This window comes from Nonomuraea deserti (genome assembly GCF_004348685.1).
Lineage (GTDB): Bacteria > Actinomycetota > Actinomycetes > Streptosporangiales > Streptosporangiaceae > Nonomuraea > Nonomuraea deserti.
The window spans coordinates 1-23,195 of record NZ_SMKO01000001.1 but is presented as its reverse complement, the minus strand read 5'-3'; the positions used below and the strand labels follow the sequence as shown (position 1 = coordinate 23,195).

Sequence of the window (23,195 nt, the reverse complement as noted above, 5' to 3'; positions counted from 1 at the left end):
CCCAAGATGAACGGTAAGGGACAGTGCAGGAAATGACTCAGCCTCGGCTACTCGGAGGTCGTTACGAGCTCGACGGTGTCGTCGGGCGCGGCGGCATGGCCGAGGTGTATCGCGCCCGAGACATCCGGCTGGACCGCATAGTCGCGATCAAAACGCTCCGGTCCGACCTGGCTCGCGATCACACGTTCCAGGCCCGGTTCCGCCGTGAGGCGCAGTCGGCGGCCTCGCTCAACCATCCTGCGGTGGTCGCCGTCTACGACACCGGCGAAGACGTCACCGACGGCACCCCCGTGCCGTACATCGTGATGGAGTACGTCGACGGCCGGACGCTGCGCGACCTGCTGCGCCAGGATCGGCGGTTGCTCCCCGAGCGCGCGGTCGAGCTGGTCGACGGCATCCTCCGGGCCCTCGACTACAGCCATCGCGGCGGCATCGTGCACCGCGACATTAAGCCGGCCAACGTGATGATCACGCGGGCGGGCGACGTCAAGGTGATGGACTTCGGCATCGCGCGGGCCATGGCCGACTCCGCGGCCACCATGACGCAGACGGCGCAGGTGATCGGCACCGCCCAATACCTGTCGCCCGAGCAGGCGCGGGGCGAGCGGGTCGACGCCCGCAGCGACATCTACTCCACCGGCTGCGTGCTCTACGAGCTGCTGACGGGCCAGCCGCCGTTCACCGGTGACTCGCCTGTCGCGATCGCCTACCAGCACGTGCGCGAGGAGCCGATCCCGCCCTCCCAGATCGACCGCGAGATCCCGCAGTGGGCCGACGCGATCGTGCTGAAGGCCATGGCGAAGGATCCGGCGCACCGCTACCAGAGCGCGGGCGAGATGCGGGCCGACATCCAGCGGGCGATGTCCGGCATGCCGGTCGACGCCCAGACGATGGCGATGACCGGCGACTACGGCCAGGGCACGCGCATGATGGCCGCGCCCCAGACGGCCGGCGGGCCGGCCACGCAGCGCAGCGGAGCGATCCCGCCCTACGAATATGACGAGGGCGACGGCGGCGGCCGGGGCGGCCGGCGCAGGGCCGGCGGCGGCGGTGGCGGCAACGCGGTCAAGACCGCGATGTGGATCATCATTCCGCTGCTGATCATCGGCGGCTTCATCACGGCCGGCTACCTGGTGTTCGGCTCCAAGGACACACCGGCCGACACACAGGTCACGATCCCCGAGCTCACGACGCAGAAGGGCACGTTCGCCGAGCAACAGCTCAAGGGCCTGGGGCTCAACGTCCAGGTGGTGCAGGAGTTCAGCTCCGACGTCGAGAAGGGCACCGTGATCAAGACGGAGCCCGCCGCCAGCTCCAAGGTCGAGAAGGGCTCCAGCGTCCAGCTGTTCGTGTCCAAGGGCACCGAGCGGGTGAAGGTGCCCGACGGCCTCGTCGGCATGCCGCAGGCCGATGCCATGGCGGCCCTGGAGCAGGCGGGGCTGCGCGGCACGGTCAAGACCAGAAACTCCACCAAGGAGCAGGGCACGGTCATCGACACCAGGCCGAAGGCCGGCGAGTCGCTGGAGAAGGGCGGCACCGTCACCCTCTACGTTCCGAAGGACCTGGGCGAGGTGCCCAGCGTGATCGGGCTCACCGAGGATGACGCGACCGCGCAGATCAAGGGTGCCGGGTTCAAGGTCAAGGTCTCCGAGCAGCCCAACGAGCAGCCCGAGGGCACGGTCATCCAGCAGAACCCGGGCGAGGGCACCAAGCTGCCGCAGGGCACGACGATCACGATCGTGGTGTCCACCGGTCCGGCGGTCACCGACACCGAGTCGCCGCCCGCGGACGACTTCCCGACGGACGACTTCCCGACGGACGACGTGCCGACGGACGACTTCCCGACGGAGGACGAGCCGCCGGCCGACGACAACCCGATCGGCGACGGCGGCATCGGAGGCTGAGAGTCGCACGTGACAGGGCCGTCCATCCCCGAGGGGGTGGGCGGCCCTTCGCGCTGCTGCTCGCACGCACAAGAACGCCCCCGCCGCTCGGGGGCAACGGCGGGGACGCTCACTTGTCTGTCGCTCGGCGCGGGAGGTTTGTTACACGATCCGGCGCAGCCAATTGCCGAGCAGCCGGTGACCGTGCTCTGACAGCACGGACTCGGGGTGGAACTGGATGCCTTCGACGGGCGCCCGGCGGTGGCGCAGGCCCATGATGACGCCGTCGCCGGTGCGGGCGGTCACGTCGAGCACGTCGGGCACCGTGCCGGGCAGCACGGCGAGCGAGTGGTAGCGGGTCATCCGCACGGGGGAGGGCAGCGTCTCGAACACGCCCCGCCCGTCGTGGAGGACGGCGCTGGTCTGCCCGTGGAAGAGCTCGGGCGCGCGGGCCACGGTGGCGCCGTGGGCGATGGCGATGGCCTGGTGGCCGAGGCAGACGCCGAGCAGCGGCAGGCCGCGCGCGACCGCGTGGCGCACCAGAGGCACGCTCACACCGGCCGCCTCGGGCGTGCCGGGGCCGGGGCTGACGAGGACGCCGTCGAAGGCGTCGGCGTCGCTCACGGCCACGTCGTCGCGCGGCCGCACGTCACATTCGGCGCCCAGCTCGCGCAGATACTGCACGATGGTGTGGACGAAGCTGTCGTGGTTGTCCACCACCAGCACACGGGTCATTTCTGCACGGTCACCTCGTCCAGCGTCACCACGGGCTCGAAGAGCGGGAACACCACGCACCACAGTACGGCCACCGCCGCCGCGACCAGCACCAGGGCCGTCAACACCCTGGTGCGCGGGCTGCCGGGCAACTTGCGCCAGAGCCAGGCGTACATGTCATTCGCTCCTCGGTTCCGTCTCCTTCAGCACGCCGTACACGATGAGGCGCTCGGCGGCCGAGTATTCGGGGTGGCAGGTGGTCAGCGTGATGAAGGCGCGCACGGGGCGGATGCCGGGCTTGCCCGGCACGGGGGCGAGCACGTCGACCTCGTCGGGGCGCACGATGTCCTGGGAGGTGACGCGGTAGGTGTAGCGGGCCTCGCGCGCCTCCACGACGATCTCGTCGTCGCGTTCGAGCTCGTCGATCTCGTTGAACGGGGCCGCGTACGTGGTGCGGTGTCCCGACAACACGAAGTTGCCGGTCTGGCCGGGCATGGCGCTGTCGGGGTAGTGTCCAGGGCCGCGTTTCAGGTGGGTGGAGCCGACGCCTTCGACGATGGCGTACTCGTAGTCGTGGCCCAGCCTGGGGATGCGCAGCACGGCGAGGGCCTGACCCGGCCTGACCGTGCGCAGGCGCTCTTGTGCCGCCCGGTCGGCGGCCAGCTCGCGCTGGAGCAGCAGCTGCTGCCTCTGGGTGTAGGCGCCGGTGCCCCAGAGAAGGTAGGCGCAGAACAGCATGAGGATCAGGCCCGCGGTGATGCTCGTCTCCCCCACGGCCCGGAGCATGGCCCGCATGCGATCAGGGTATTCCTGGACGATGCGGGCTCCAGGGATCGCCATGTCATGCGCGTGGCGACTATCCTTGGCACGCTCGCACTACTGTGCTTGAACTACGCTTACCGAAAGGCCTGTGGACGATCCGGAAGCCCAGGCCCTCAGCAGGAGTTACCCAGTGCCCAAGTCGAAGGCTCGCAAGAAGGCGGTTTACACCCCGCCGCAGAGGTCCCAGCAGGTCAAGGTCAGCCCTCGCTGGCTGGCGCCCACCATGGTCACGGCGTGGATCATCGGCATCCTGTGGATCGCCGTCTATTACGTCGCGCCGACCACGCCCTTCATCGGCGACCTCCAGAACTGGAATCTGCTGATCGGGTTTGTTTTCATCATCTTCGGTGTGGTGCTTTCCACCCGCTGGCGTTAGTTCTTTCCACAGTCTTTTCCACAGCCTGGGGAAGCTCAGCGCATGGCCAGGATGGCCGACACCCTGACCAGCACGAGCACGGCCAGCAGGATCAGCACTCCTCCGATCGCCAGCACCTGCCACAGGGTCCTGTTGTTCTTGGGGGCGTAGGCCAGCGCCCCCGCCAGCAGCGAGCCCGTGATCAGCCCGCCGATGTGTCCTGTCCAGCTGATGTTGGGGAAGACGAAGGTGATCACCAGGTTGATCACGATGAGCACGGCGATGCCCCGCACGTCCATGTTGAGCTTGCGGCCCGCCACGAACACCGCCCCGAACAGGCCGAAGATCGCCCCGGACGCGCCGACCGTGGGCTGGGTGACCGGGTCGATCCAGAGGCCGAGCACCGAGCCGCCGAGCGCGCTGATCAAATAGAGGGCGACGAAGCGCGCGTGGCCGAAGGCACGCTCCAGATAGGGGCCGATGACATAGAGCGCCCAGCAGTTGAACAGGATGTGGAAGACGCCGCTGTGCACGAACGCCGCGGTGAGCAGGCGGTGATACTGGTCGAGCAGGGCCACGCCGGCGGGCCACATGGCCAGCTGACCGGTGATCGCCTCGGTGAGATATTGGGCGCCGAAGACCAGGACGTTGATGACCAGGATCGCGTACGTCACGATCGGCGTGCGCACGATGCCGCCGCCGAAGGTGGACCTGGCCTGGCGGATGCCCTTGTTGCCCTCGGCCACGCACTCGGGGCACTGGAAGCCGACCGCCGCGTCACGCATGCAGTCGGGGCAGATGGGACGCTCGCACCGCTGGCAGCGTACCCAGGTCTCCTTGTCGGGGTGCCGGTAGCAGGTGGGCACCGCCTCAGCGGGCTGCTCGGGCTGCGGGGGCGGGCTCGGCGGCTGGCTGGTCATGACCGAAGCCTATGGCTTGTCGGGGCATGCCGCGTGACCGCAGCCTGAGGCTTGTACGGGCATGCCGCGTGACCGCAGCGTGAGGCTTGTAGGGGCATGGCGCCTGACCGCCGGCTAGGGCTTGTGCGGGCATGGCGCGTGACCGTGGGCCCCCGCACCCCGGCGAGGCCGCCGCCGATCGGACGGCCTCGGAGCCGGAGCGTGGTGCCGGGTCAGGCCGGGACGCGGTCGATGGTGACCGACTCGAGGACGACGGCCTCCACGGGACGGTCGTCGGCGTCGGTGCGGGTCTTCGAGATGGCGTCGACGACATCCCGGCCCTCGACGACCTCGCCGAAGATCGTGTGCTTGCCGTTGAGGTGCCGCAACGGCGCGTGGACCGTGACGAAGAACTGCGAGCCGTTGGTGCCCTTGCCGAAGCGGATGCCCGCGTTGGCCATGGCCAGCAGGTAGGGGCGGTCGAAGAGGAGCTCGGGGTGGATCTCGTCGTCGAAGTCGTAGCCGGGGCCGCCGACGCCCTGGCCCAGCGGGTCACCGCCCTGGATCATGAAGCCGGAGATCACCCGGTGGAAGATCGTGCCGTCGTAGTAGCGGCCGACGCCCTTCTCGCCGGTGCCCGGGTGCGTCCACTCGCGCGTGCCCTCCGCGAGCTCGACGAAGTTTCGCACCGTTTTCGGGGCCTTGTTGGGGAAGAGTTCTATTTTGATGGTGCCGCGATTGGTCTGCAGGTTAGCGATCAGCTTCTCAGCCACGAGACAGCTGCCCCCCTCTATGTACAGGGTCGATTCGTCATGTTCTGAGGACTATGGCCCTACGGCCTTCCCGGGCCATCCTCCCACGGACGGCCATGATTGAGCCGCCTTGTCCAGGGAAGGTCAGGCTCGGGCACCCAACGACAGGGGAGGTTGTCGTGTCCCTGACAATGAGAAAACGCCGCGTGGTAGTGGAGATTCCCGCCACATGGGTGGGCCGGATGAAGGCCCAGGCCGTACGCACCGGCCACCGTATGGCGCCGATGGCGGACCAGGCCAAAGTGGTCACCGCCCGGCGCATCGAGGACGCCCGTTACTGGGCGGCGCCGCGGCTGGAGTCCGCGGCACACGGAGTCGAGGAGCAACTCGCCCCCAAGGTCAGCCACATGCTGACCACGGCGGCCAGGAAGATCGACCCCAAGCCTGAGCGGTCGCGGCGATGGCCGATGCTCATGCTGCTGACCGGCCTCACGGTGGGGTCGATCGGCTACATGTTCTACCGCAGAAACGCCCAGCAGTGGACCGAGCACATGAAGGACTCCGCTTCCGATGCGTCACGCTGGGTCAACGAGAATGCGAGCACGACCGCGGAGTCGGCGGACCGGATGGCCTCGAAGGCCTCCGACAAGGTGGATGAGGCGTCTCGTAAGATGTCCTGATTCCGCTGGGAAGCGCGCCCCCTGTTGACAGGGGGCGCGCTTCCGTTGTGCCAGGGTCCTCGTCCCGGGTCTCAGCCGGGCCCAGGCCGGCACACCCACCCGGGATGGCGCCCGTCCGGCGTCGGCCACGCCGGAGCCGGCGTCCATGCCATCAACGGGAAGGTCGAGAGGCAGGGCCTACAACGCCGGCAACGGCGGGAGCCGCGCCCTGACGTACGGGTATAGGATCTTCGCCCATGCGGAGGGGCTACTGGGGGTCTTCCGGCGGTTCTACCGACAACGACCGCGCATGGGACACCTAATCCGCCGGTCCGGTGTACGCCAAGGCACCGAGCAAGTGCACGACGTCTACGGTGCGGGTGGCTGGCTGCGGGGTGTCCGTTGCGGCTGACGCGCATGGGAGCGCACATCATGAGTCGTCCGTGGTGGGGGTGGTTCGGCGTCGGTCTGGCGCTCACCGGAGCAGTTACAGCGGTCGCGGCGTACGTCGCCTGGTGGTCGCCGCCTGACTGGCCGTCGTTACCCGTCTCATCTTCGGAGCCGCCCGGCTTCGGTATGGCGGCGCTCGTGCTGGGAATTCTGCTGATCTGGTGGCTGGTCACCATCGTCAAGACGGTCCGCGGCACGGACTGGCGCGACCCGTACGGCGGGCAGCACGCCGACGAATGGCGCGTATCAACGCTGACCTGCGCCGTAGGGCTTGTAGCGGCCGCCGTATACCAGTGGTTCGAGTTGAAGGGCGCCTTCTCGCTGGGTGAGCCGGGGGCGTCCGAGGCCGTCTTCACCGCGGGCCTGACGGCGACGGCGGCAGGTTTCGCCGTGACAGCGCTCGCGTTCAGAGCGGGAAGAAGAGGGCTGACCGGGGCGCTGGGAGGATCGGCCGTCGCGGTGGTGACAAGTGCGATCGTCCTGATCGCCGTCGTGGTGCTGCCCGTTGCAGACAGCACCACGACGAAACCCGTTGCAGACGGCACCACGACGAAAGCTGCCCCTCAGGCGGCGGTGCCGGCTTCGGCGGGCAAGATCGCATGGCGGTGGCAGACCCCGGACGGCGCGCCCGCATATGACGTGGCCGTCGCGGGCGCGGGCCTGGTGGTGAGGGTCACGGACGGCGTCGTGGCGCTGGACAGCGTCACCGGCCGGGAACGCTGGCACTACCGCAGGCCGGGAAGCTTCGCGACAGGTTTCCGGGCGTCACCTGACGGGAGCACCGTTACGATCCGCTCCGCCCAGCGGACGGTGCTTCTTGACGCGTACACGGGTGTGGTCCTCGCCGAGCACTGGAAAGGGTGGGTAGATGAGAACCCCTGGCTGAACTCCACGGGTGTGGTCACCTCCAGCCCTGGACATCCTCGCGCCAAGCTGTGGCCTGGAACGCTCACCGGCTGGCAACCGACCGCCTCCGAGCCTGCCTGGCACTACTCCCCGCCGCAAGGTTGTCTGACCGGCATGAACTCGGACGAGCACCGTTTCCTGACGATGGCCCGGGACGTGTTCGCCCAGATCATCATCTGCGCTCCGCGGATCGAGCAGAAGTCACGTGACATTGACTACTGGTACGGGTCGAGCGCGTTCACCATCGCCGTGCTCGGGTTGGATCCCGCTACCGGCGCCGAGGTGTGGCGGCGTGAGCAGAAGGTGTCGGCAAGTCCGGAGAGCGTCGAGATCCACCGATCGGAAGACGCCGAGGCCCTGTCGGTGGTCTGGGGCGAGCGCGAGGGCATGGTGCTGGAGCAGGCGTCGGGAAAGGTCCTCGCCCGGCAGCGGGTGACCGGCTCGTTCAGTACGAAGGGCTTCCTCGACGTCGTGAACGGGATGAACGACGACGACGAGTGGACCTCCCGCTGGAAGCCGTTCGGCATGGGTGCGGTCAAGCGGGCGTCGTTCTCCCTTGCGGGACTGCGGCGATCCCGTACCTCGGACATCGAAAGCGCGCAACTGCCGCTGGACGACTCGCTGGCCGTGGCGTACCTGTCCTGGGACAGTCGCGAGAAGATGAAGGCGACGGTGCTGGTCACCCCGTGGGACACGTCCGAGACGAAGCGGATCACGGTCGGCCTCCCCGAGCGCCGACTGCCGCGTGAGCCCGTGCGCCTGCTGCCCGCGCCCGGCGCGGTTGTCGTCACGCAATCGGCGAGTTCGGACGTCGTCGGCCTGGAGTGAAGGGCCGAAGGCTTCGCACGCCGTGCCTGCCGCGGGCCGGCTCCCGGCCCGCGGCAGGACCCGGTGCGGGTCCGTAGCCGTCGTCAGCGGTGTTACCTGGTCACTCGGCCTTCTTGCATGTGATCGTCACGGTCTTGTCCGGCCCCTCGCTCGCCCTGACCATGATCCCTTCGGCCGGTACGGCGGGCACCGCCTTCCACGTGCCGCCGTCGGCCCGCACGCCGCGGCGCACCTCGCCCTCGGAACGCTTCCCGCCCTTCGCGGGCGCCCGCTGAATCTCCACCGTCTCCCCGTACTCGGGCTTGACCGGGGCCGCCGCGTCGGCAGGCTTGGCGGGCTTGGCCGGCTCGACCCTGGCCGTCGCGCCGTCAGGACCGGCCGGCTTGGCGCCCTCGGCGGGCAGGGCCTTGGTCAGCTCGATGGTCTTGCCGTCGCTCGTCTTGCAGATCACCTTCGCGCCGGCGGTGGGTCCGAGGGGCTCGTCGGCCAGTGCCGAGCCGGCCAGCCCGGTCACGGCCAGGGTGGCCACCGCGGCGAGCACCGCGAGACGTCGCTTGAACATGGTTCTCCTCACTCGAAGTCGATCGAACGCCTCCGAGCGTGCTCGCGCGTACCTGAAGCGATCCTTAAGAGGCCCGAAACGATCTTCAGGTTGGCTTTAGGTGCGCTGCGGCACTCTTGTGCGTGTGCGAGTGCTACTGGTGGAGGACGAGGAGCGGCTGGCCGACCTGGTGAAGGGGGGCCTGGCCGGTGAGGGCTTCGCGGTGGACGTGGCGCACGACGGGCGCGACGGGCTCTGGATGGCCACCGAGAACACGTACGACGTGATCGTCCTTGACGTGATGTTGCCCAGGATGAACGGCTACGCCGTCTGCTCCAAGCTGCGCGAGGCGGGCGACTGGACGCCGATCATGATGCTCACCGCCAAGGACGGCATCTACGACGAGGCCGAGGCGCTCGACAACGGCGCCGACGACTACCTGGCCAAGCCGTTCTCCTACGTGGTGCTGCTGGCCAGGCTGCGCGCGCTGGTACGGCGGGGCGGACGGGAGCGGCCCGTGTCGATCAGCGTGGGCGACCTGGTGATCGACCCGGCCGGGCTGCGCTGCCACCGGGGCGAGGCGGACATCGCGCTGACGCCGAAGGAGTTCGCGGTGCTGCACGCGCTGGCGCGGCGGGCCGGGGAGGTGGTGTCCAAGAGCGAGCTGCTGGCACAGGCGTGGGACTTCTCCTACGACGGCGACCCGAACATCGTCGAGGTCTACATCAGCGCCCTGCGCCGCAAGATCGACGTGCCGTTCGGCCGGACCACGCTCATGACGGTACGCGGGGCCGGCTACCGGTTGGAGGCGGCGTGAAACGGCTGAGAACGTCGTCGCCCACGTCCTCGGGGCTGTCGTCCGTGCGGCTGCGGGCGACCGCCGCGGCGACGCTCGTGGTGGCGCTCGCGCTCGGCGCCGTCGCCCTGGGGCTGGTGGCGGTGCTGCGGGGCAGCCTGGAACGCAGCGCCGACGCCGCGGCGGTCAGGAAGGCCGTGGAGGCGGTGCCGTACGCGCAGACCTTGTCGGTCGTACCCGCGCAAAAGGTCACCGAGCCACTCACCGGTTTCCGCCCCGCGCGGAAGGCGGAGCCGCGTGGCGAACGACCGGCAGGCGCGGAGGGCACAAGAGAGCTGATCTACGCGAACGACGGCACGGTGGCCAGGGTCGCCGACCCCGACGTCATGCTGACCAAGGCGAAAGCCGCCCCCGCCGCGACCGTCGAGTGGGCCGAGCCGGGCGAGTACGCCATCGCCGGTGTCAAGGTGAGCACGGAGGCCGGCCCCGCGATGGTATGGTCCCGGGTCTCCCTGGCGAGCGCCGAGGACGCCCTGAACACGCTGTACGGCGCGCTGCTGCCCGGCGTGCCCGCCGTGCTGGCCGTGGTGGCCGGGATGACCTGGTTCTCGGTGGGCCGCGCGCTGGCACCCGTGGCCGCGATCAGGGCGAAGGTGGCCGACATCACGGCCCGCGACCTGCACCAGCGGGTGCCCGTACCCGATTCCGGGGACGAGATCGCCGCGCTGGCCACCACCGTCAACGCGACGCTCGACCGTCTGGAGACGGCGGTCGGCACCCACAAGAGGTTCGTCGCCGACGCGGCCCACGAGCTGCGCAGCCCGATCGCCACCCTGCGCGCCCGGCTGGAGCTGGCCGAGCGGAGCGAGCTCACCAAGGAGGCACTGGCCGACGTCGAACGCCTGCAGTCGCTGGCAGCCGATCTGCTCATGCTGGCCAAGCTGGACGCGGGCGAGCCGCCGCGCACGACGGAACTGGACCTGGGGCAGGTGGCGGCCGAGGAGTCGCTGCGGGTCAGGCGGCGGCCCGACGTGCGGGTGGAGCTCGACGTCGAGCCCGACGTGGTGATGAAGGGCTCGCGGGCGCATCTCGACCGCCTGGTGACCAACCTGGTCGACAACGCCGTCCGGCACGCCGCCTCCGCCGTGCGGGTGGCGGTGCGCGCCGAAGGCGATCAGGCGGTGCTCGAAGTGGCCGACGACGGGCCCGGGATTCCGCCGGAGCACAGGGAGGCGGTCTTCGACCGTTTCACCCGGCTGGACGAGGCCCGCGCCCGTGACGCGGGCGGCGCCGGGCTCGGGCTCCCGATCGCGCGCGACATCGCCGCCCTGCACGAGGGGACCCTGGTGTACGAAGATGCCGGATTCGTCGCCAGATTCCCCCTGAACCCCGGGTAGGGCCGCGAGCCGGGGGTCAGGACGCGGGGAGGGAACGGGTGTAGCTGGTGCAGCGGCGCGTGACGGCGAAGCCCGACCCGGTGTAGACGCGGACCGCTCCCGTGGGGTTGTGGGCGTCGACGCCGAGCCCGGTGCTGGTGTAGCCCTGGTCGATGAAGGCGCGCAGGGCGTGGGCGATCAGCGCGCTCGCCACGCCCTTGCCGCGCCACTCCTTCAGCGTGCCGACGATCTGGATCCAGGCCTGGCGCTCACCGGTCAGGGCGAACTTGTGGTCGAAGAAGTGGGTGACCAGCACGCCCACCGGCTGGTCGCCGGCCAGGGCGACGAACGTGGCCTCGGGGGCGAAGTTGCGGGAGCCGGTGATGGTGTGGCGCCAGCTCTCGGGGGTGTGCGGCACGCTGCCCCAGTGGTCGCGGAACGACTCGTTGCGCACGTGGCGGGCGCCGTCGTCGAGCTCGGGCGACCAGGCGGCGATCGACACGCCCTCGGGCGGGCGCGCCGAGGGCAGGTCACCGGACAGGGACCGCTCCATGCGGGCGAAGAAGCGCGCGGCGGTGAACCCGGCGCCCTCCGCGAGCACCCGCGTGCCGGGCCGGTCGTCGAAGACGTCGAACGAGACCTCCACCGGCAGACCGGGATAGGCCTTCGCGCTCACCTCGGGCGCCGCGCGCAGGCTCCAGTCGATGATCCGCCGGCCGAGCCCTCGCCTGCGGTGGGCCGGGTGCACGCCGCCCCACAGGTGCATCAGGTGCACGTCGCCGGCGGACTGCCTGGCCGGGAGGCAGCCGAAGGCGACGATCCGGTCGCCGTCCCTGGCCGCCAGCGTGCCCTCGGTCATGTCCAGCAGGCGGGCGGCGAGCCGCTCCGCCACGTCGTCGACGCCGTAGACGTCGCCGATCATGTCTTCGGCCTCGATGGCGGCCAGGAGTTCGGCCAAGGGCCGGGCGTCCTCCCGTGTCAGCGGTCCCCATTCCATGCGGGAAGCCTAGGTGAGCCGGGTCGGGCACCCCAACTTCTCTCCGATGCGGACAAGGCCGTCGGCGAACGCCTGGCGCGTCTGCCGGTCGAACCCGATGAAGAGCCGGTTGGCCAGCGGCACGCCCCACCGCAGCCATTCGGCCACGTTGTAGACGCGGTGGACGACGCGGGTGCCCTCGGGGTGGTCGGTGACCGACCATTCGCCGCGGTACCACCAGCCGCCCTGGTAGGCGACGGTGTGCTCGCCCAGCTCCGTCTTCACCGCGCCACCGGGCCCCTGGCCGAGCAGGACCTGCCACACCTGCTCGACGGGGGCCGCGACCACGCCGGCGACCTCGGTGATCAGCTTCTTCACGGCCCCACCCGGGTGTTCTGGAACGAGGCGAAGCGCCAGCCCTCGGGGGTGCGCAGGGCGGTGAGGGTGATGATGGAGGTGCGGCTCGGGTCGGGCTCGCCGTCCACCGTGGAGCTGCCGCCCGAGATCACCAGGGCGACGTCGTCGGACAGCGCCTTGATCAACGGCTTCTCGCCGTCGGACTCGAGCTTGATCGAGGTCTTGAACAGCTCCCTGTGGGTGTCCTCGATGGCCTGCCTGCCGCGCAGGTGCAGGCCGAAGAACGTGATGTACTCGGCGTCCGGTGTGAACAACCCGGCGTACGCGCTGGCGTCCCCGGCGTTCCAGGTCTCCGTCATGCGGGCGAGCAGGTGGGTGACTTCTGCGGACATGGCACTGCTCCTTCGGTCGCGGCGCCTATCCTGTGATGGCGAGTTCGGGCAGGGCAGGCGCCTTGTTCGGATTTACGGCCGCCGGGGTGTTGGCGCACTCCGGCGGCCTTTCACATCTCGATCGTGGGGGCCCAGTCGAGCTCCCCCTTGTCGAGGCGGTCGAGCAGCCCGGTGATCCAGTCGAGCTCGGCCGTGTAGAGCGCCTGCTCGTACTCGATCTCGAGCATGAGGATGCGCGGCAGGCCGCCGGCGTCGAGCGCGCGCATGTGGGCGTCCAGGCCGGCCAGGATGCCCTCGATCGCGGCCCCGCGGGTGCGCAGCGCGCGCTGCGCGTCCGCCAGCGGGAGGCAGCCCATGAGGGAGACGGCCGCGACGAACGTGAGCCGGTCGGGGTCGGGCGTCTCTAGCAGCCGGCGCAGCCGGGTGGCCAGCTCCTCGCGGCCCTCGTCGGTGATCTCGTAGACCGTGCGCTCCGGCCTGCGGCCCTCGCGGTCGGTGCCCGCGGGCACGATCAGCTCGTCCTTCGCCAGCCGCTCGACGGCGTGGTAGAGGCTGCGCGGCAGGCCGGTGATGAAGTCCTTGTGCGTGTCGACGATGAACCGGTGCAGCTCGTACGGATGAGCGGCGCGCACCGTGAGCATGGCCAGCACGGTGAGGCCGACCAGATCATGCCGTCGCGCCATGCCGCCCCCTTCTATAGTGCAAAATGCAATATAGCGTGACGACACCGGTCGTGTCGACCGCCGGCCACTCAGGCCGCGTCGAGCTGCATGAAGGCGCGGTCGATCGCCTGCCTCGACACGTCCTCCGGATAGGGGAAGAGCCTGATCAGGTCGCGCAGGCCCGCCACATGCGCCCGCTCGGCCAGCTCGGCCACCAGGGCCAGCTCCTCGCGCTGCGCCAGCGCGTACGGCCGGTCCACCACCGCGCCGTGCCCCGGCACGATCACCGGCTCGGGCATCTCCTCCAGCATCTTCCCCAGGGTCGCCGGCCAGTCGAGCGGATAGGAGTCGCTGAACGCCGGCGGCGCGCCCTCCTCCACCAGGTCACCGGCGAACACCACCCCCGCGTCGGGAACCTGCACGACGACGTCGTTGCTGCTGTGCCCGAGCCCGAAATGCCGCAGGTGCACCATGCGGCCGCCGATGTCGAGGCCGGCCGCGGTGCTGAACGTCTGGTCCGGGGGCACGATGGTGAGCTCCTCCAGGTCCTCGCGCAGTTCCGGCGAACCGTCGATGACACTGGCGCGCTGCCGCTCGCCGTACAGCTCGAGCTCCTCCGCGCACCTGGCGTGGCCCCAGATCTCGGCGGGGCGGAAGAGGGCGTTGCCGAAGCAGTGGTCGAAGTGGGAGTGGCTGTTGACGACCGTCCACGGAGCGGAGGTGATCGTCCTGATCGCCGCGATCAGGTCCGCCGCCTCCCGGTACGACGTACGCGTGTCGAGCACCAGGCAGTGCCCGTCGCCCACGACCAGACCCACGTTCATGTCGAACGACCGGTGGCGCCGGACGTAGACCCGGTCACCGACCTCCTGCCACTGCTCACTCATGCCCACGAACCCTACTTTTAGCATTGGACTCATGGCATATGACTTCCAAGTCGTCATCGACACGGGTGACCCGCATCCACTCGCCGACTGGTGGGCCGACGCGCTCGGCTGGCAGGTGGAGCCCTCGAACGAGGCGTTCATCCGCAGCATGATCGAGAAGGGTCACGCCACCGAAGACGACACCACCACGCACAACGGCGCGCTGGTGTGGAAGGCGGGCGCGGCCATCAGGCACCCCGACGGGCTCGAACGTGCACCGCGCGTGCTGTTCCAGCTCGTGGCCGAGCCCAAGACGGTCAAGAACCGCCTGCACCTCGACGTACGCGTGGGAGCCGACAACATCGAGCCGGTGGTCGAGCGGCTGACCGCGAAGGGGGCGAAGGTGCTGCACCGCGGCCGCCAGGGGCCCAACTGGTGGATCACCATCGCCGACCCCGAGGGCAACGAGCTCTGCATCACCTGATCAGCTCCGCAGGCACGCCAGCACCTGATCAGCCCCGCAGGTACGCCAGCACCGCCAGCACCCTCCGGTGCCCGTCGGCGGCGGGCGGCAGGTCGAGCTTGGCGAAGATGTTGGCGATGTGCTTGGCCACGGCCGCGTCGGTGACGACCAGCTCCTTCGCGATCGAGGCGTTGGAGCGCCCTTCGGCGATCAGGCCGAGCACCTCCTGCTCGCGCGGGGTGAGCCTGCCCAGCGGGTCGCGCCGCCGTCTCAGCAGCTGACGCACCACCTCGGGGTCGACGACCGTGCCGCCCGCGGCCACCCGGTCCAGCGCGTCGACGAACTCGCGTACGTCGCCGATGCGGTCCTTCAGCAGGTAGCCGACGCTCGCACCGCCGCCGGACTCGAGCAGCTCGGCGGCGTACGTCTGCTCGACGTACTGGCTGAGCACCAGCACGGCCAGGTCGGGATGGAGGCGGCGCAGGTGCAGGGCGGCCCGCAGGCCCTCGTCGGAGAGGCCGGGCGGCATGCGTACGTCGGTCACCACGGCCTCGGGGCGGTGCTCGGCGACGGCGGACAGCAGGGCGGGCGCGTCGCCGACCGAGGCGACCACGGTGTGGCCGAACCGTTCGAGCAGCCCGGCCAGGCCCTCCCTGAGCAGGACGGCGTCCTCGGCGATCACTATGCGCACGGAATCTCCACTCGTACCAGGGTCGGCCCCCCTGCCGGGCTGGACACGGACAGTCTCCCGCCCACGACGGCCAGCCGGTCGGCCAGGCCGGTCAGCCCCGTTCCCCTGGCCGGGTCGGCGCCGCCCACGCCGTCGTCGCGCACCTCCACGACCAGCGTGCCGCGCTCCAGCCGGCCGGTGACGGCGCCCCTGGCCGCCCGGGCGTGCTTGGCGAGGTTCGCCAGGGCCTCGCTGACCACGTAGTAGGCGGTGACCTCCACGGCGGTGGGCAGCCGTCCCGGCAGCCGGACGTCGACGTCCACCGGCACCGGCGAGCGTCCCGCGACGTCCTGCACGGCCGCGCCCAGCCCGCGGTCGGTGAGCACCTGCGAGTGCACGCCCCTGATCAGCTCGCGCAGCTCGGCCAGCGCCTGCTTGGCCTCGTCGTGGGCCAGCCCGATCAGCCGTCCGGTGGGCGAGTCCTCCGGCAGGTCCAGCTTGGCGAGGCCGAGCGTCATCGACAGGGACACCAGCCGCTGCTGCGCGCCGTCGTGCAGGTCCCGCTCGATCCTGCGGCGCTCCATCTCGAACGCGTCCACCAGCCGCGCCCGCGACCTCAGCACCTCGTTCAGCTCGGACCCCTGCGGCGCGAGCACCGCCCGTGCCATGGCCCCGCGCGCGCCGCCCCATGCGGTGGCCGTGTACGCGGCGACGGGCAGCAGCAGCACGCCCATCACGGCGGCCGCGACCCCGACAGACGGCGCCACGTCCGGCTGGACGGCCGGGGTGAGGATGAGCAGCGCGGGGCCCACGACGGTGAAGAGCACCATGATCAGGTCGATCCACCACATCGCGAGCAGCGTCATGACCGCGAGCCCCAGCTCACGCCTGCGCCGGTCCGGCGTCTCGGGTACGGGAACGTCGTCGACGAGCCGCAGCCGCCGCGGCTCGAACCAGGCGACGGGCAGCACGGCTCCCACGACGACGGCCGCCCCCACGACGAAGCCCTGGGGCGGCCCGATGAGCGTCGCGGGGATGGCGGCGAGCAGGAAGGCCGCGCCGGGGACGGCGCTGGCCAGCAGGTACGCCACACTCCGCCACGGCCAGGCCGACTTCAGGAAGGGCAGCGGGCGACGGGTCAACGCCTCCAGCGCGGTCCTGTTCAGCACCTTATGACGGTAACCAGGGCCGGAGGGTCAGGCAGTAGTCCAGGGTGTACCTTTTCGCGCCGGTAACCCACGGTCAGGCGGCCTCGCTTCCTCCGCCGACCGAACCGGGTTGGTCAGGTCGCCTCGGCCCCGCCGGCCGAACCGGTCGGTCAGGTCGCCTCGGTCCGACGGCCGAACCGGTCGGCCACCGTGTCGAACGCCTCCACCGCGCGCGCCGTGTCGGTGATGTCCGCGAGCGGCAGGCCGACCTGCGGGTCGTAGCACTCCAGACCGGACTCGCGTTCGACGACCCGCGCCACCTCGTAGAGCACGTCGACGGTCCGCCGCGCGTCCTCGCCGCGCGTCCAGTAGGGGGCGCTCATCTCCCAGCCGCCCTCCCAGTGGTTCACGGAGATGCCGGTGCCCTCGTGATCCATCTCCCAGTTGGGCGGATATTCGACGATCCGCACCTCGCCGAGGATCTCGCGGGCCCGCCCGACGATGCGCTCCCAGGCCGCCAGGTCGGGCGACCGCGGCTCCTCCAGCGCCTCCTCCCAGGACTGGCCGGGCGCGCGACGGGCGAAATAGAGGTCGTAGCTCATGCCGGACGAAGGTACTAGCCCCGGAGGGCAGTCCCGTACCGGAATTCCAGCCCTTCGAACGCGCCCGACGTACGCCACCGGTCGATGTAGCCGAAGTAGGCCATGGCCCCGTGCGGATAGCCGGCGTTGAGCCAGCTGCGCAGGCCGAGGTCCTGGCCCTCGTTGTTGTAGTAGCCCGGCGTGCAGTCGGGGGAGCCCAGGATCCCGCCGCCGCCCGACAGCAGCAGCTCGATCCAGGCGTCCTCGGCCTCCTTGGTGACCTCGATCTCGCCGTAGCCGTGGTCGAGGGCGTGCCGGACGGTGAGCGCGATGGTCCTGCCCGCCTCCGTGAGGTTGTGCGGGATGTTGGAGATGAGGTTCGCGCCCTGCGTCGGCTGGACGAGGAAGACGTTGGGGAAGCCGTGCGCGTGGATGCCGTGCAGCGTGCGCATGCCCTCCGCCCAGTGGTCCGACAGCCTGACCCCGTCGCGTCCCGTCACCTCGTAGCCCGCGCGCCGGGTGTAGTCGGTGCCCACCTCGAAACCGGAGGCGTAGATGACGCAGTCGACCTCGTACTCCCTGCCCGCGGCCACGACCCCCTTCTCGGTGATGCGTTCCACGCCCTTGCCGTCGGTGTCGACGAGGTGGGTGCCGGGGACGTTGAAGGCCTGCAGGTACTCGTCGTGGAAGCAGGGGCGCTTGCAGAGCTGGCGGTACCACGCCTTGAGCTTCTGCGCGGTCTCGCTGTCGGTGACGATGGAGTCGACGCGGGCGCGGATCTCCTCCATCTTCTCGAAGTCGGAGTCCTCGAAGGCGGCCAGCATGTGCTCCGTCGTACGCTCTCCTGGCGGGAGCGCCTGGATGCGGGAGCGCACGCGGCGGGCGAGATCGGTCCAACCGTCCATGACCAGGTCCTCGCCGGCCAGCGCGCCGGTCTGGTTGGCGGTGAAGTTCTCCAGCCAGCGCTGCTGCCATCCGGGGGTCGCGACCTGGGCGAACCACTCCGGGTCGGTCGGCCGGTTGTCCCGCACGTCGACCGACGAGGGCGTGCGCTGGAAGACGTACAGCTCCTCGGAGGCCCGCGCCAGGTGCGGCACGCACTGGACGGCCGTCGCGCCCGTGCCGATGACGGCCACGCGCCTGCCGGCCAGCCGGTCCAGGGGCGCGCCCGACGGGTCGCCGCCGGTGTAGGCGTAGTCCCAGCGGCTCGTGTGGAACGCATGCCCGCGGAACGTCTGGATGCCCGGGATGCCGGGAAGTTTGGGCACGTGCAGCGGGCCGATGCCCATGGTGACGAACTGCGCGGTGAAGTGGTCGCCCCGGTTCGTGGTGATGTGCCAGCTGGAGCGGGCCGCGTCCCATTCGAGGCTCTGGACCTCGGTGTGGAGGAGGGCGTTGTCGTACAGGCCGAAGTGTTTGCCGATGCGGCGGCAGTGTTCGAGGATCTCGGGCGCGTGCGCGTACTTCTCCGTCGGCATGTGCCCGGTCTCCTCGAGCAGCGGCATGTACACGTACGAGGCCGTGTCGCACTGCGCGCCCGGGTAGCGGTTCCAGTACCACGTGCCGCCGAAGTCGCCGCCCTTCTCGACGACGCGCACGTCCTCGACGCCGGCTTCCTTCAGCCGCGCGCCGGTGACGAGCCCGGCGAAGCCGCCGCCGATGACGGCGACCGTCACGTGATCGGTCTTCGGCGGGCGCTCGGTGACCGGGGTGTAGGGGTCGTCGAGGTAGTGCGCGAAGCGGCCGGTGAGGCGGAGGTACTGGTCGTTGCCGTCCGGACGCAGCCGCTTGTCACGCTCTTCCCGATATTTCAGGCGAAGCGCCTCTTTGTCGATGATCGGGTGATTGGTCATGCATCCTCCGCGGCGACGGGTGGCCGGGACGCTGAACGCCGGGCGCCAATTTCAGAATGACATTCGGGAAAACCCTCCGGCAAGCCGAGTTCCCGATCGCGCGCGAACCAGGGCCCGCTCAGGGCCGGAGTAAGGGCTAACCCCGATGCCACGCGGCCCCGCGACGATCACCATCTACGCATGAGAACCGCCGGTTTCGCGGCCGTCGCCGCACCACTGCTCATGCTCGCCTACGGGGTCATCCGATGGTTCGGCCGGCAGGACGGTGTGTACGGGCCCGGCCTCGACTGGCAGGCCGCCCACATGGCGAACCTGGCGGGCCTGGTGCTCTTCGTCTTCCTGGTGTCCGGCCTGCGCCGTCTCCTCGACCCCGGCTGGATCAGGGAGACCGTGATCGCCCTCACGCTCGTCGGCGCCGCCACGTCGATCGTGCAGTTCGTGGTGGACATCGTGGTCGGGCTGCGCGCGGCCGACAAGGCGGGCATGCGCGAACTCAGCCAGGAGTTCCATTCCCTGCCCGGCGTCGACCTCGCCTTCTACCAGGTGGGACCGCAGCTGCTGTACGCCGGGATGATCGCGACCACCGCGCTCCTGGCGTACGCCCGCCGGCTGCCCTGGTGGAGCGCGGCCGTCGTACTGGTCAGCAGCCTGCTGCCGATCGTGACGCTCGACCTGATCCCGCTCGCCGCCCTCGGCTACCTGCTGGCCCTCGTGCCCCTGTGGCGGCAGATCGGAGTGATCCAGGCACCCGCTCGGTGACCGGAACACCCACTATTGTGGGGGCCCCGACTCACGAGGAAGCGGATTCATGTTGGCTCATCGCGCACTGGTCATCGCCATGCTGCCCGCGATCGGGCTCCGCGTGCTCGCCATGCTCGGGTTCCCGCCGGCGCTGCTCTTCTACGGTGACTCGTTCGCGTTCCTGCGCGAGGAGCTGGCGCCGGGCACCACACGGCCGTCCGGATATTCGCTGCTCCTGGCGCTGCTTCGCCCCGCACACAGCCTGACCCTGGTGACGGTGCTGCAGCACCTGCTGGTGCTGGGGCTCGCCGTGGCGATCTACGCGCTGCTGCGGCGGCGCGGCCTGCCGGGCTGGGGGGCCGCGCTCCTGGTCACGCCGCTGCTGTACGACGAGTTCATGCTGCTCCTCGAGCACATGATCATGGCGGACGCGATCTTCATCGTGCTGGTCACCGCCGCGGTCGTCCTCATCGTCTGGCGCGTCAGCCCGGCCACCGCCGCCGTCGGCGGGCTGCTGCTCGGCCTGGCCGGCATCACCAGGACCGTCGGGCTGCCGCTGCTCATCCTGGTCGCCGCCTACCTGCTGATCCGCCGGTACGGCTGGCGCCCGCTGGTGGCGCTGCTGGTCGCCGGCGCGATCCCGCTGGGCGCGTACGCGACGTGGACGAAGGTGGAGAAGGGCACGTTCGGGCTGACCGAGGCCGACGGCAACTTCCTGTGGTCGCGGACCATGAGCTTCGCCGACTGCGGCGTGATCAAGCCTCCGGAACGGCTGGCCGTGCTCTGCCCCGACATGCCGGTGGAGCAGCGACCCTACCCGCCGCACTGGCTCTGGGAGGACTTCTCGCCGCTGCTCAAGGTGCCGGGCAAGGCCAACCGCAACCAGCTCGCCGGCGAGTTCGCCAGGATGGCGATCCTGGCCCAGCCCGGCGACTATCTGGCCGCGGCGGCGACCGACCTCGCGCAGCTGCTGCGCTGGGAGCGCACGGCCGTGGACGAGAAGACCCCCTACAAGCTCCCCGAGTCGGAGCGGCCGATCAACGAGTCGGTGCGCGGCGTGGCGGAGTCGTACGAGGCGGGGCCGGCCGCGACGCGGGTGGTGGAGCCGGTCGCGGGATGGCTGCGCGCGTACCAGCGGTTCGGTTACGTGCCCTTCCCGCTGCTCATGCTGGCCCTCGGCGGGGCGCTGGTCGCGGCGCTGGTGCGGCGGCGGTGGGACGCGCTCCTGCCCGGGGTCGCGGCGCTCGCACTGGTCGCCTCCCCGCCCTTCCTGGCCGCATACGACGTCAGATATGTGATCCCGGCGATCCCGCTGGTGTGCCTGGCCGTCGGGCTGACCCTCGGCGCCCGCTCACCGTCGCGTCAGGAGCCGGCCGTCGCCGAACGCGAGGCCGCCGGTCACGCTTAGACCTGGGGGAAGCCGCGGACGAAGCGGCGCTGCCACGGGGTCTCGACGGCGCCCTTGACATAGTGCTCGCGTACGTAGGCGACCGCCTGGTCGCCGGGCACGCCGTCGAGCACGGCCAGGCAGGCCAGAGCCGTGCCGGTGCGGCCCCGGCCGCCGCCACAGGCGATCTCGACCCGCTCCGACCCGGCACGTCGCAGCGCCTCGCGCAGGGCCTCCGCGGTCGCGTGCCGGTCGGACGGCAGCCAGAAATCGGGCCAGCGCAGCCACCGGTGCTGCCAGCCGACCTCCGGCGGGCGGCGGCCCAGGAGATAGAGGGCGAAGGCGGGCTGAGGACCTTCGGGCAGCGGATGCCTGAGCCCCCGGCCGCGCACCAGACGCCCAGAAGGCAGTCGCATGACACCCGTCGCCGCGGGATCCCAGGTGCCGGTCATCACGGCGAGCGTAGCCGTACGAGCGGGCCCGGTGACGGCGTTCAGCTTCCAGCTGATCAGGATGTCCCGGGGTTCACTCGTCGATGGGGAGGTCCTTGAAGGTGCCCAGATCCAGCAGCTCGAGGTCGGCCTTCCCGGCCTTCTCCGGCACGCCGGGAAAGATCGCATGGAGGGAGACGGACTCGTTCGGATCGATCTTGTTGGCGTGACTCCACCACGACGTGCACGAGCAGACCTCGTCCTCCACGCGGGGGAAGAACCTCTCGGTCGCGCCTGCCGGGGTCAGGGTGACGTCCTGGAGGTTCCACGCCGGCCTGCCCAGCATCGAGTAGAAGTCAGCGGTCGCGCCCGTGGGGCTGAGGTTCGTCAGCGTCCCTTCGAACCGGATCTCGTCGCCCATCCGGTGGAGCGATTGAATCGTGACGGAAAGCGGCACCCGCTCCCCTGACGCGTTCGTCATCGACGCCTCGCGTTGTGCGAGGGCGTCCGGATCACGGGGCGGGCTCGTGACCGACGGTGTGACGGTGGCGGCGACCTGCCGGGAGCCCCCGGCGGTCACCTGGTTCTCCGGGGGTGGGCCGCTCCGCGACGCCTGCCACAGTACGGCTGTCGTACCCGCCGAGGCCAGCAGCACGGCGCCGATCGCCGCCGCCGGCCGGCCCCACCACCCGCGCGACAGCCGCTCCCAGCCCTGCAGGAACGGGAGGGGAAGGCCAGACCGGAGCCGGCGCGAGACTGCCGGCCATAATCGGCGCGAGGACTCCGCACCGGACCGGCTCAGATCCGACACCGGGTCCCCGTCGCCGCGCGAGCCGTCCGAGCCTCCGGGCAGCCCGGACGACGAGTCCGAGCCACCGGGCTGTCCGGATGAGGGGTCAGGGGCGTCGAGCAGGCGGGCCGACCATGAGTCGCTCACCCGGTGTGTCGCCGCGGCCGCCGTGATCGCCTCGCGGCCGAGCAGGCGGTCGAGGAGCTGCTGGGCCGTAGGCCGCCGCTCCGGCTCCTTGGCCAGCGCCTGCTCCACCAGCGGCCGCAGCCGCTCGTCCATGCCGTGCAGGTCGGGTGCGTAGTGGACCACCCTGAACAGCACCACCGGCGCACCGTCCGTGCCGAACGGCGCCCGCCCGGTGGCCGCGTACGCCACCACGCCGCCCCAGGCGAACACGTCGCCGGCCGCCGTGACCTGCCCGCCGGTGGCCTGCTCCGGCGACATGTACGCGGGAGTCCCCACGATCGACATGGACCGGGTCGCGTCCGGCTCCACCAGCTGGGCGATGCCGAAGTCGATCACGCGCGGCCCCACGGAGCTGAGCAGGATGTTGGCGGGTTTGAGATCGCGGTGCACGACCCCGGCCTGGTGGATGGCGGCGAGCGCGGTCGCCACGCCCACGGCCAGCGCCTCCAGGTCGGCCCCCGCCATCGGCCCCTTCCTCCTGATCTCGTCGGCCAGGTCGGGGCCGTCGACGTAGTCGGTGACGAGGTAGGGGACGTCGCCGTCGATGCCCGCGTCCAGCACGGGCGCCGTACAGAAGCGGGCCACGCTCCGCGCCGCCTCGATCTCCCTGGTGAACCGGCGCCTGAAGTCCGCGTCGGCGCCCAGGCCGGGGCGGAGTGTCTTGAGCGCGACCAGCTGCGACTCGCGATCGCGGGCGAGGTACACGATGCC

26 protein-coding genes are annotated in these 23,195 nt (G+C 70.6%); 9 read left to right on the top strand and 17 right to left on the bottom strand.

The window, feature by feature from the left end; translation table 11 throughout:
* Positions 1–32 precede the first annotated feature (32 nt).
* Positions 33–1,904 carry a Stk1 family PASTA domain-containing Ser/Thr kinase gene (gene pknB / locus E1292_RS00125; RefSeq protein WP_132590690.1) on the top strand — a complete coding sequence of 624 codons (1,872 nt, stop codon included), beginning with the start codon at positions 33–35 and terminating at the stop codon, positions 1,902–1,904.
* Positions 1,905–2,045: 141 nt separating this feature from the next.
* On the opposite strand, the gene E1292_RS00120 is transcribed toward pknB, so the two are convergent.
* Genes E1292_RS00120 through E1292_RS00115 form a run of 3 tightly spaced genes read right to left on the bottom strand, consistent with a single transcriptional unit; the run spans position 2,046 to position 3,392 of the window.
* Positions 2,046–2,618: an anthranilate synthase component II gene (locus E1292_RS00120; protein WP_132590688.1), complete on the bottom strand. Its 573-nt coding sequence runs from the start codon at positions 2,616–2,618 to the stop codon at positions 2,046–2,048.
* Positions 2,615–2,773, bottom strand: a complete 159-nt coding sequence (locus E1292_RS50730) for a hypothetical protein (RefSeq protein WP_165974291.1) — start codon at positions 2,771–2,773, stop codon at positions 2,615–2,617. The genes E1292_RS00120 and E1292_RS50730 overlap by 4 nt, the downstream gene beginning before the upstream one ends.
* A 1-nt stretch (position 2,774) precedes the next feature.
* Positions 2,775–3,392 (bottom strand): class E sortase, encoded by a 618-nt coding sequence (locus tag E1292_RS00115; protein WP_132590686.1) that lies wholly within the window; start codon positions 3,390–3,392, stop codon positions 2,775–2,777.
* A 157-nt stretch (positions 3,393–3,549) separates the two neighbouring features.
* Between E1292_RS00115 and E1292_RS00110 the strand changes: the two genes are divergently transcribed.
* Entirely contained in the window at positions 3,550–3,795 is a 246-nt protein-coding gene (locus tag E1292_RS00110) for a cell division protein CrgA (RefSeq protein WP_132590961.1), read from the top strand.
* Positions 3,796–3,830: 35 nt separating this feature from the next.
* Here the strand turns inward: E1292_RS00110 and E1292_RS00105 are convergent, their stop codons facing one another.
* Together E1292_RS00105 and E1292_RS00100 are read right to left on the bottom strand one after the other, a co-directional pair.
* Positions 3,831–4,694: a rhomboid family intramembrane serine protease gene (locus E1292_RS00105; protein WP_165974290.1), complete on the bottom strand. Its 864-nt coding sequence runs from the start codon at positions 4,692–4,694 to the stop codon at positions 3,831–3,833.
* Between the two features lie 212 nt (positions 4,695–4,906).
* Positions 4,907–5,446 carry a peptidylprolyl isomerase gene (locus tag E1292_RS00100; protein ID WP_132590684.1) on the bottom strand — a complete coding sequence of 180 codons (540 nt, stop codon included), beginning with the start codon at positions 5,444–5,446 and terminating at the stop codon, positions 4,907–4,909.
* Positions 5,447–5,631: 185 nt separating this feature from the next.
* On the opposite strand from E1292_RS00100, the gene E1292_RS00095 reads away from it, so the two are divergent.
* Together E1292_RS00095 and E1292_RS00090 are read left to right on the top strand one after the other, a co-directional pair.
* A complete protein-coding gene (locus E1292_RS00095; RefSeq protein WP_132590682.1) occupies positions 5,632–6,105 on the top strand; it encodes a YtxH domain-containing protein in 474 nt (157 codons plus the stop codon).
* A 411-nt stretch (positions 6,106–6,516) separates the two neighbouring features.
* Positions 6,517–8,268, top strand: coding sequence for an outer membrane protein assembly factor BamB family protein (locus tag E1292_RS00090; protein WP_132590680.1), 1,752 nt, complete (start codon positions 6,517–6,519; stop codon positions 8,266–8,268).
* Positions 8,269–8,368: 100 nt separating this feature from the next.
* On the opposite strand, the gene E1292_RS00085 is transcribed toward E1292_RS00090, so the two are convergent.
* The gene (locus E1292_RS00085) at positions 8,369–8,830 is read right to left on the bottom strand and encodes a hypothetical protein (RefSeq protein WP_132590678.1); all 462 of its coding nucleotides are present in this window, start codon (positions 8,828–8,830) and stop codon (positions 8,369–8,371) included.
* A 124-nt stretch (positions 8,831–8,954) separates the two neighbouring features.
* Here E1292_RS00085 and E1292_RS00080 point away from each other — a divergent pair, with 124 nt between their 5' ends.
* Both E1292_RS00080 and E1292_RS00075 read left to right on the top strand, forming a co-directional pair.
* Positions 8,955–9,626, top strand: a complete 672-nt coding sequence (locus E1292_RS00080) for a response regulator transcription factor (protein WP_132590676.1) — start codon at positions 8,955–8,957, stop codon at positions 9,624–9,626.
* The gene (locus E1292_RS00075) at positions 9,623–11,002 is read left to right on the top strand and encodes a sensor histidine kinase (RefSeq protein WP_132590674.1); all 1,380 of its coding nucleotides are present in this window, start codon (positions 9,623–9,625) and stop codon (positions 11,000–11,002) included. The genes E1292_RS00080 and E1292_RS00075 overlap by 4 nt, the downstream gene beginning before the upstream one ends.
* A gap of 16 nt (positions 11,003–11,018) precedes the next feature.
* Here the strand turns inward: E1292_RS00075 and E1292_RS00070 are convergent, their stop codons facing one another.
* From E1292_RS00070 to E1292_RS00050, 5 genes are all read right to left on the bottom strand, one after another.
* Positions 11,019–11,978: a GNAT family N-acetyltransferase gene (locus tag E1292_RS00070; RefSeq protein ID WP_132590672.1), complete on the bottom strand. Its 960-nt coding sequence runs from the start codon at positions 11,976–11,978 to the stop codon at positions 11,019–11,021.
* A 9-nt stretch (positions 11,979–11,987) separates the two neighbouring features.
* Positions 11,988–12,335: a hypothetical protein gene (locus E1292_RS00065; RefSeq protein WP_220446583.1), complete on the bottom strand. Its 348-nt coding sequence runs from the start codon at positions 12,333–12,335 to the stop codon at positions 11,988–11,990.
* Positions 12,332–12,706: an SgcJ/EcaC family oxidoreductase gene (locus tag E1292_RS00060; RefSeq protein WP_132590669.1), complete on the bottom strand. Its 375-nt coding sequence runs from the start codon at positions 12,704–12,706 to the stop codon at positions 12,332–12,334. Before E1292_RS00060 ends, E1292_RS00065 begins: the two co-directional genes overlap by 4 nt.
* A 110-nt stretch (positions 12,707–12,816) precedes the next feature.
* Positions 12,817–13,389: a PadR family transcriptional regulator gene (locus E1292_RS00055; protein WP_132590667.1), complete on the bottom strand. Its 573-nt coding sequence runs from the start codon at positions 13,387–13,389 to the stop codon at positions 12,817–12,819.
* 68 nt (positions 13,390–13,457) lie between these two features.
* The gene (locus E1292_RS00050; RefSeq protein ID WP_165974289.1) at positions 13,458–14,255 is read right to left on the bottom strand and encodes an MBL fold metallo-hydrolase; all 798 of its coding nucleotides are present in this window, start codon (positions 14,253–14,255) and stop codon (positions 13,458–13,460) included.
* 31 nt (positions 14,256–14,286) lie between these two features.
* Here E1292_RS00050 and E1292_RS00045 point away from each other — a divergent pair, with 31 nt between their 5' ends.
* Complete coding sequence (locus E1292_RS00045) at positions 14,287–14,718, top strand: VOC family protein (RefSeq protein ID WP_132590663.1); 432 nt, start codon at positions 14,287–14,289, stop codon at positions 14,716–14,718.
* A gap of 28 nt (positions 14,719–14,746) precedes the next feature.
* Here the strand turns inward: E1292_RS00045 and E1292_RS53300 are convergent, their stop codons facing one another.
* From E1292_RS53300 to E1292_RS00025, 4 genes are all read right to left on the bottom strand, one after another.
* Positions 14,747–15,388, bottom strand: a complete 642-nt coding sequence (locus E1292_RS53300) for a response regulator (RefSeq protein WP_246089802.1) — start codon at positions 15,386–15,388, stop codon at positions 14,747–14,749.
* A complete protein-coding gene (locus E1292_RS53295; protein WP_132590661.1) occupies positions 15,379–16,536 on the bottom strand; it encodes a sensor histidine kinase in 1,158 nt (385 codons plus the stop codon). Before E1292_RS53295 ends, E1292_RS53300 begins: the two co-directional genes overlap by 10 nt.
* Before the next feature lie 149 nt (positions 16,537–16,685).
* Positions 16,686–17,117, bottom strand: a complete 432-nt coding sequence (locus tag E1292_RS00030) for a hypothetical protein (protein WP_132590659.1) — start codon at positions 17,115–17,117, stop codon at positions 16,686–16,688.
* A 14-nt stretch (positions 17,118–17,131) separates the two neighbouring features.
* On the bottom strand, positions 17,132–18,949 hold the full coding sequence (locus tag E1292_RS00025) for a flavin-containing monooxygenase (protein ID WP_132590657.1): 1,818 nt from the start codon (positions 18,947–18,949) through the stop codon (positions 17,132–17,134).
* A gap of 180 nt (positions 18,950–19,129) precedes the next feature.
* Between E1292_RS00025 and E1292_RS00020 the strand changes: the two genes are divergently transcribed.
* A complete protein-coding gene (locus tag E1292_RS00020) occupies positions 19,130–19,708 on the top strand; it encodes a hypothetical protein (protein ID WP_132590655.1) in 579 nt (192 codons plus the stop codon).
* A 49-nt stretch (positions 19,709–19,757) separates the two neighbouring features.
* The gene (locus tag E1292_RS00015) at positions 19,758–21,098 is read left to right on the top strand and encodes a hypothetical protein (RefSeq protein WP_132590653.1); all 1,341 of its coding nucleotides are present in this window, start codon (positions 19,758–19,760) and stop codon (positions 21,096–21,098) included.
* Here E1292_RS00015 and E1292_RS00010 read toward each other — a convergent pair.
* Entirely contained in the window at positions 21,095–21,529 is a 435-nt protein-coding gene (locus E1292_RS00010) for a protein-tyrosine phosphatase family protein (protein WP_132590651.1), read from the bottom strand. The genes E1292_RS00015 and E1292_RS00010 overlap by 4 nt on opposite strands.
* Positions 21,530–21,602: 73 nt before the next feature.
* Positions 21,603–23,195: serine/threonine-protein kinase (locus tag E1292_RS00005; RefSeq protein WP_132590649.1), on the bottom strand; the 1,593-nt coding region annotated here is incomplete at its 5' end.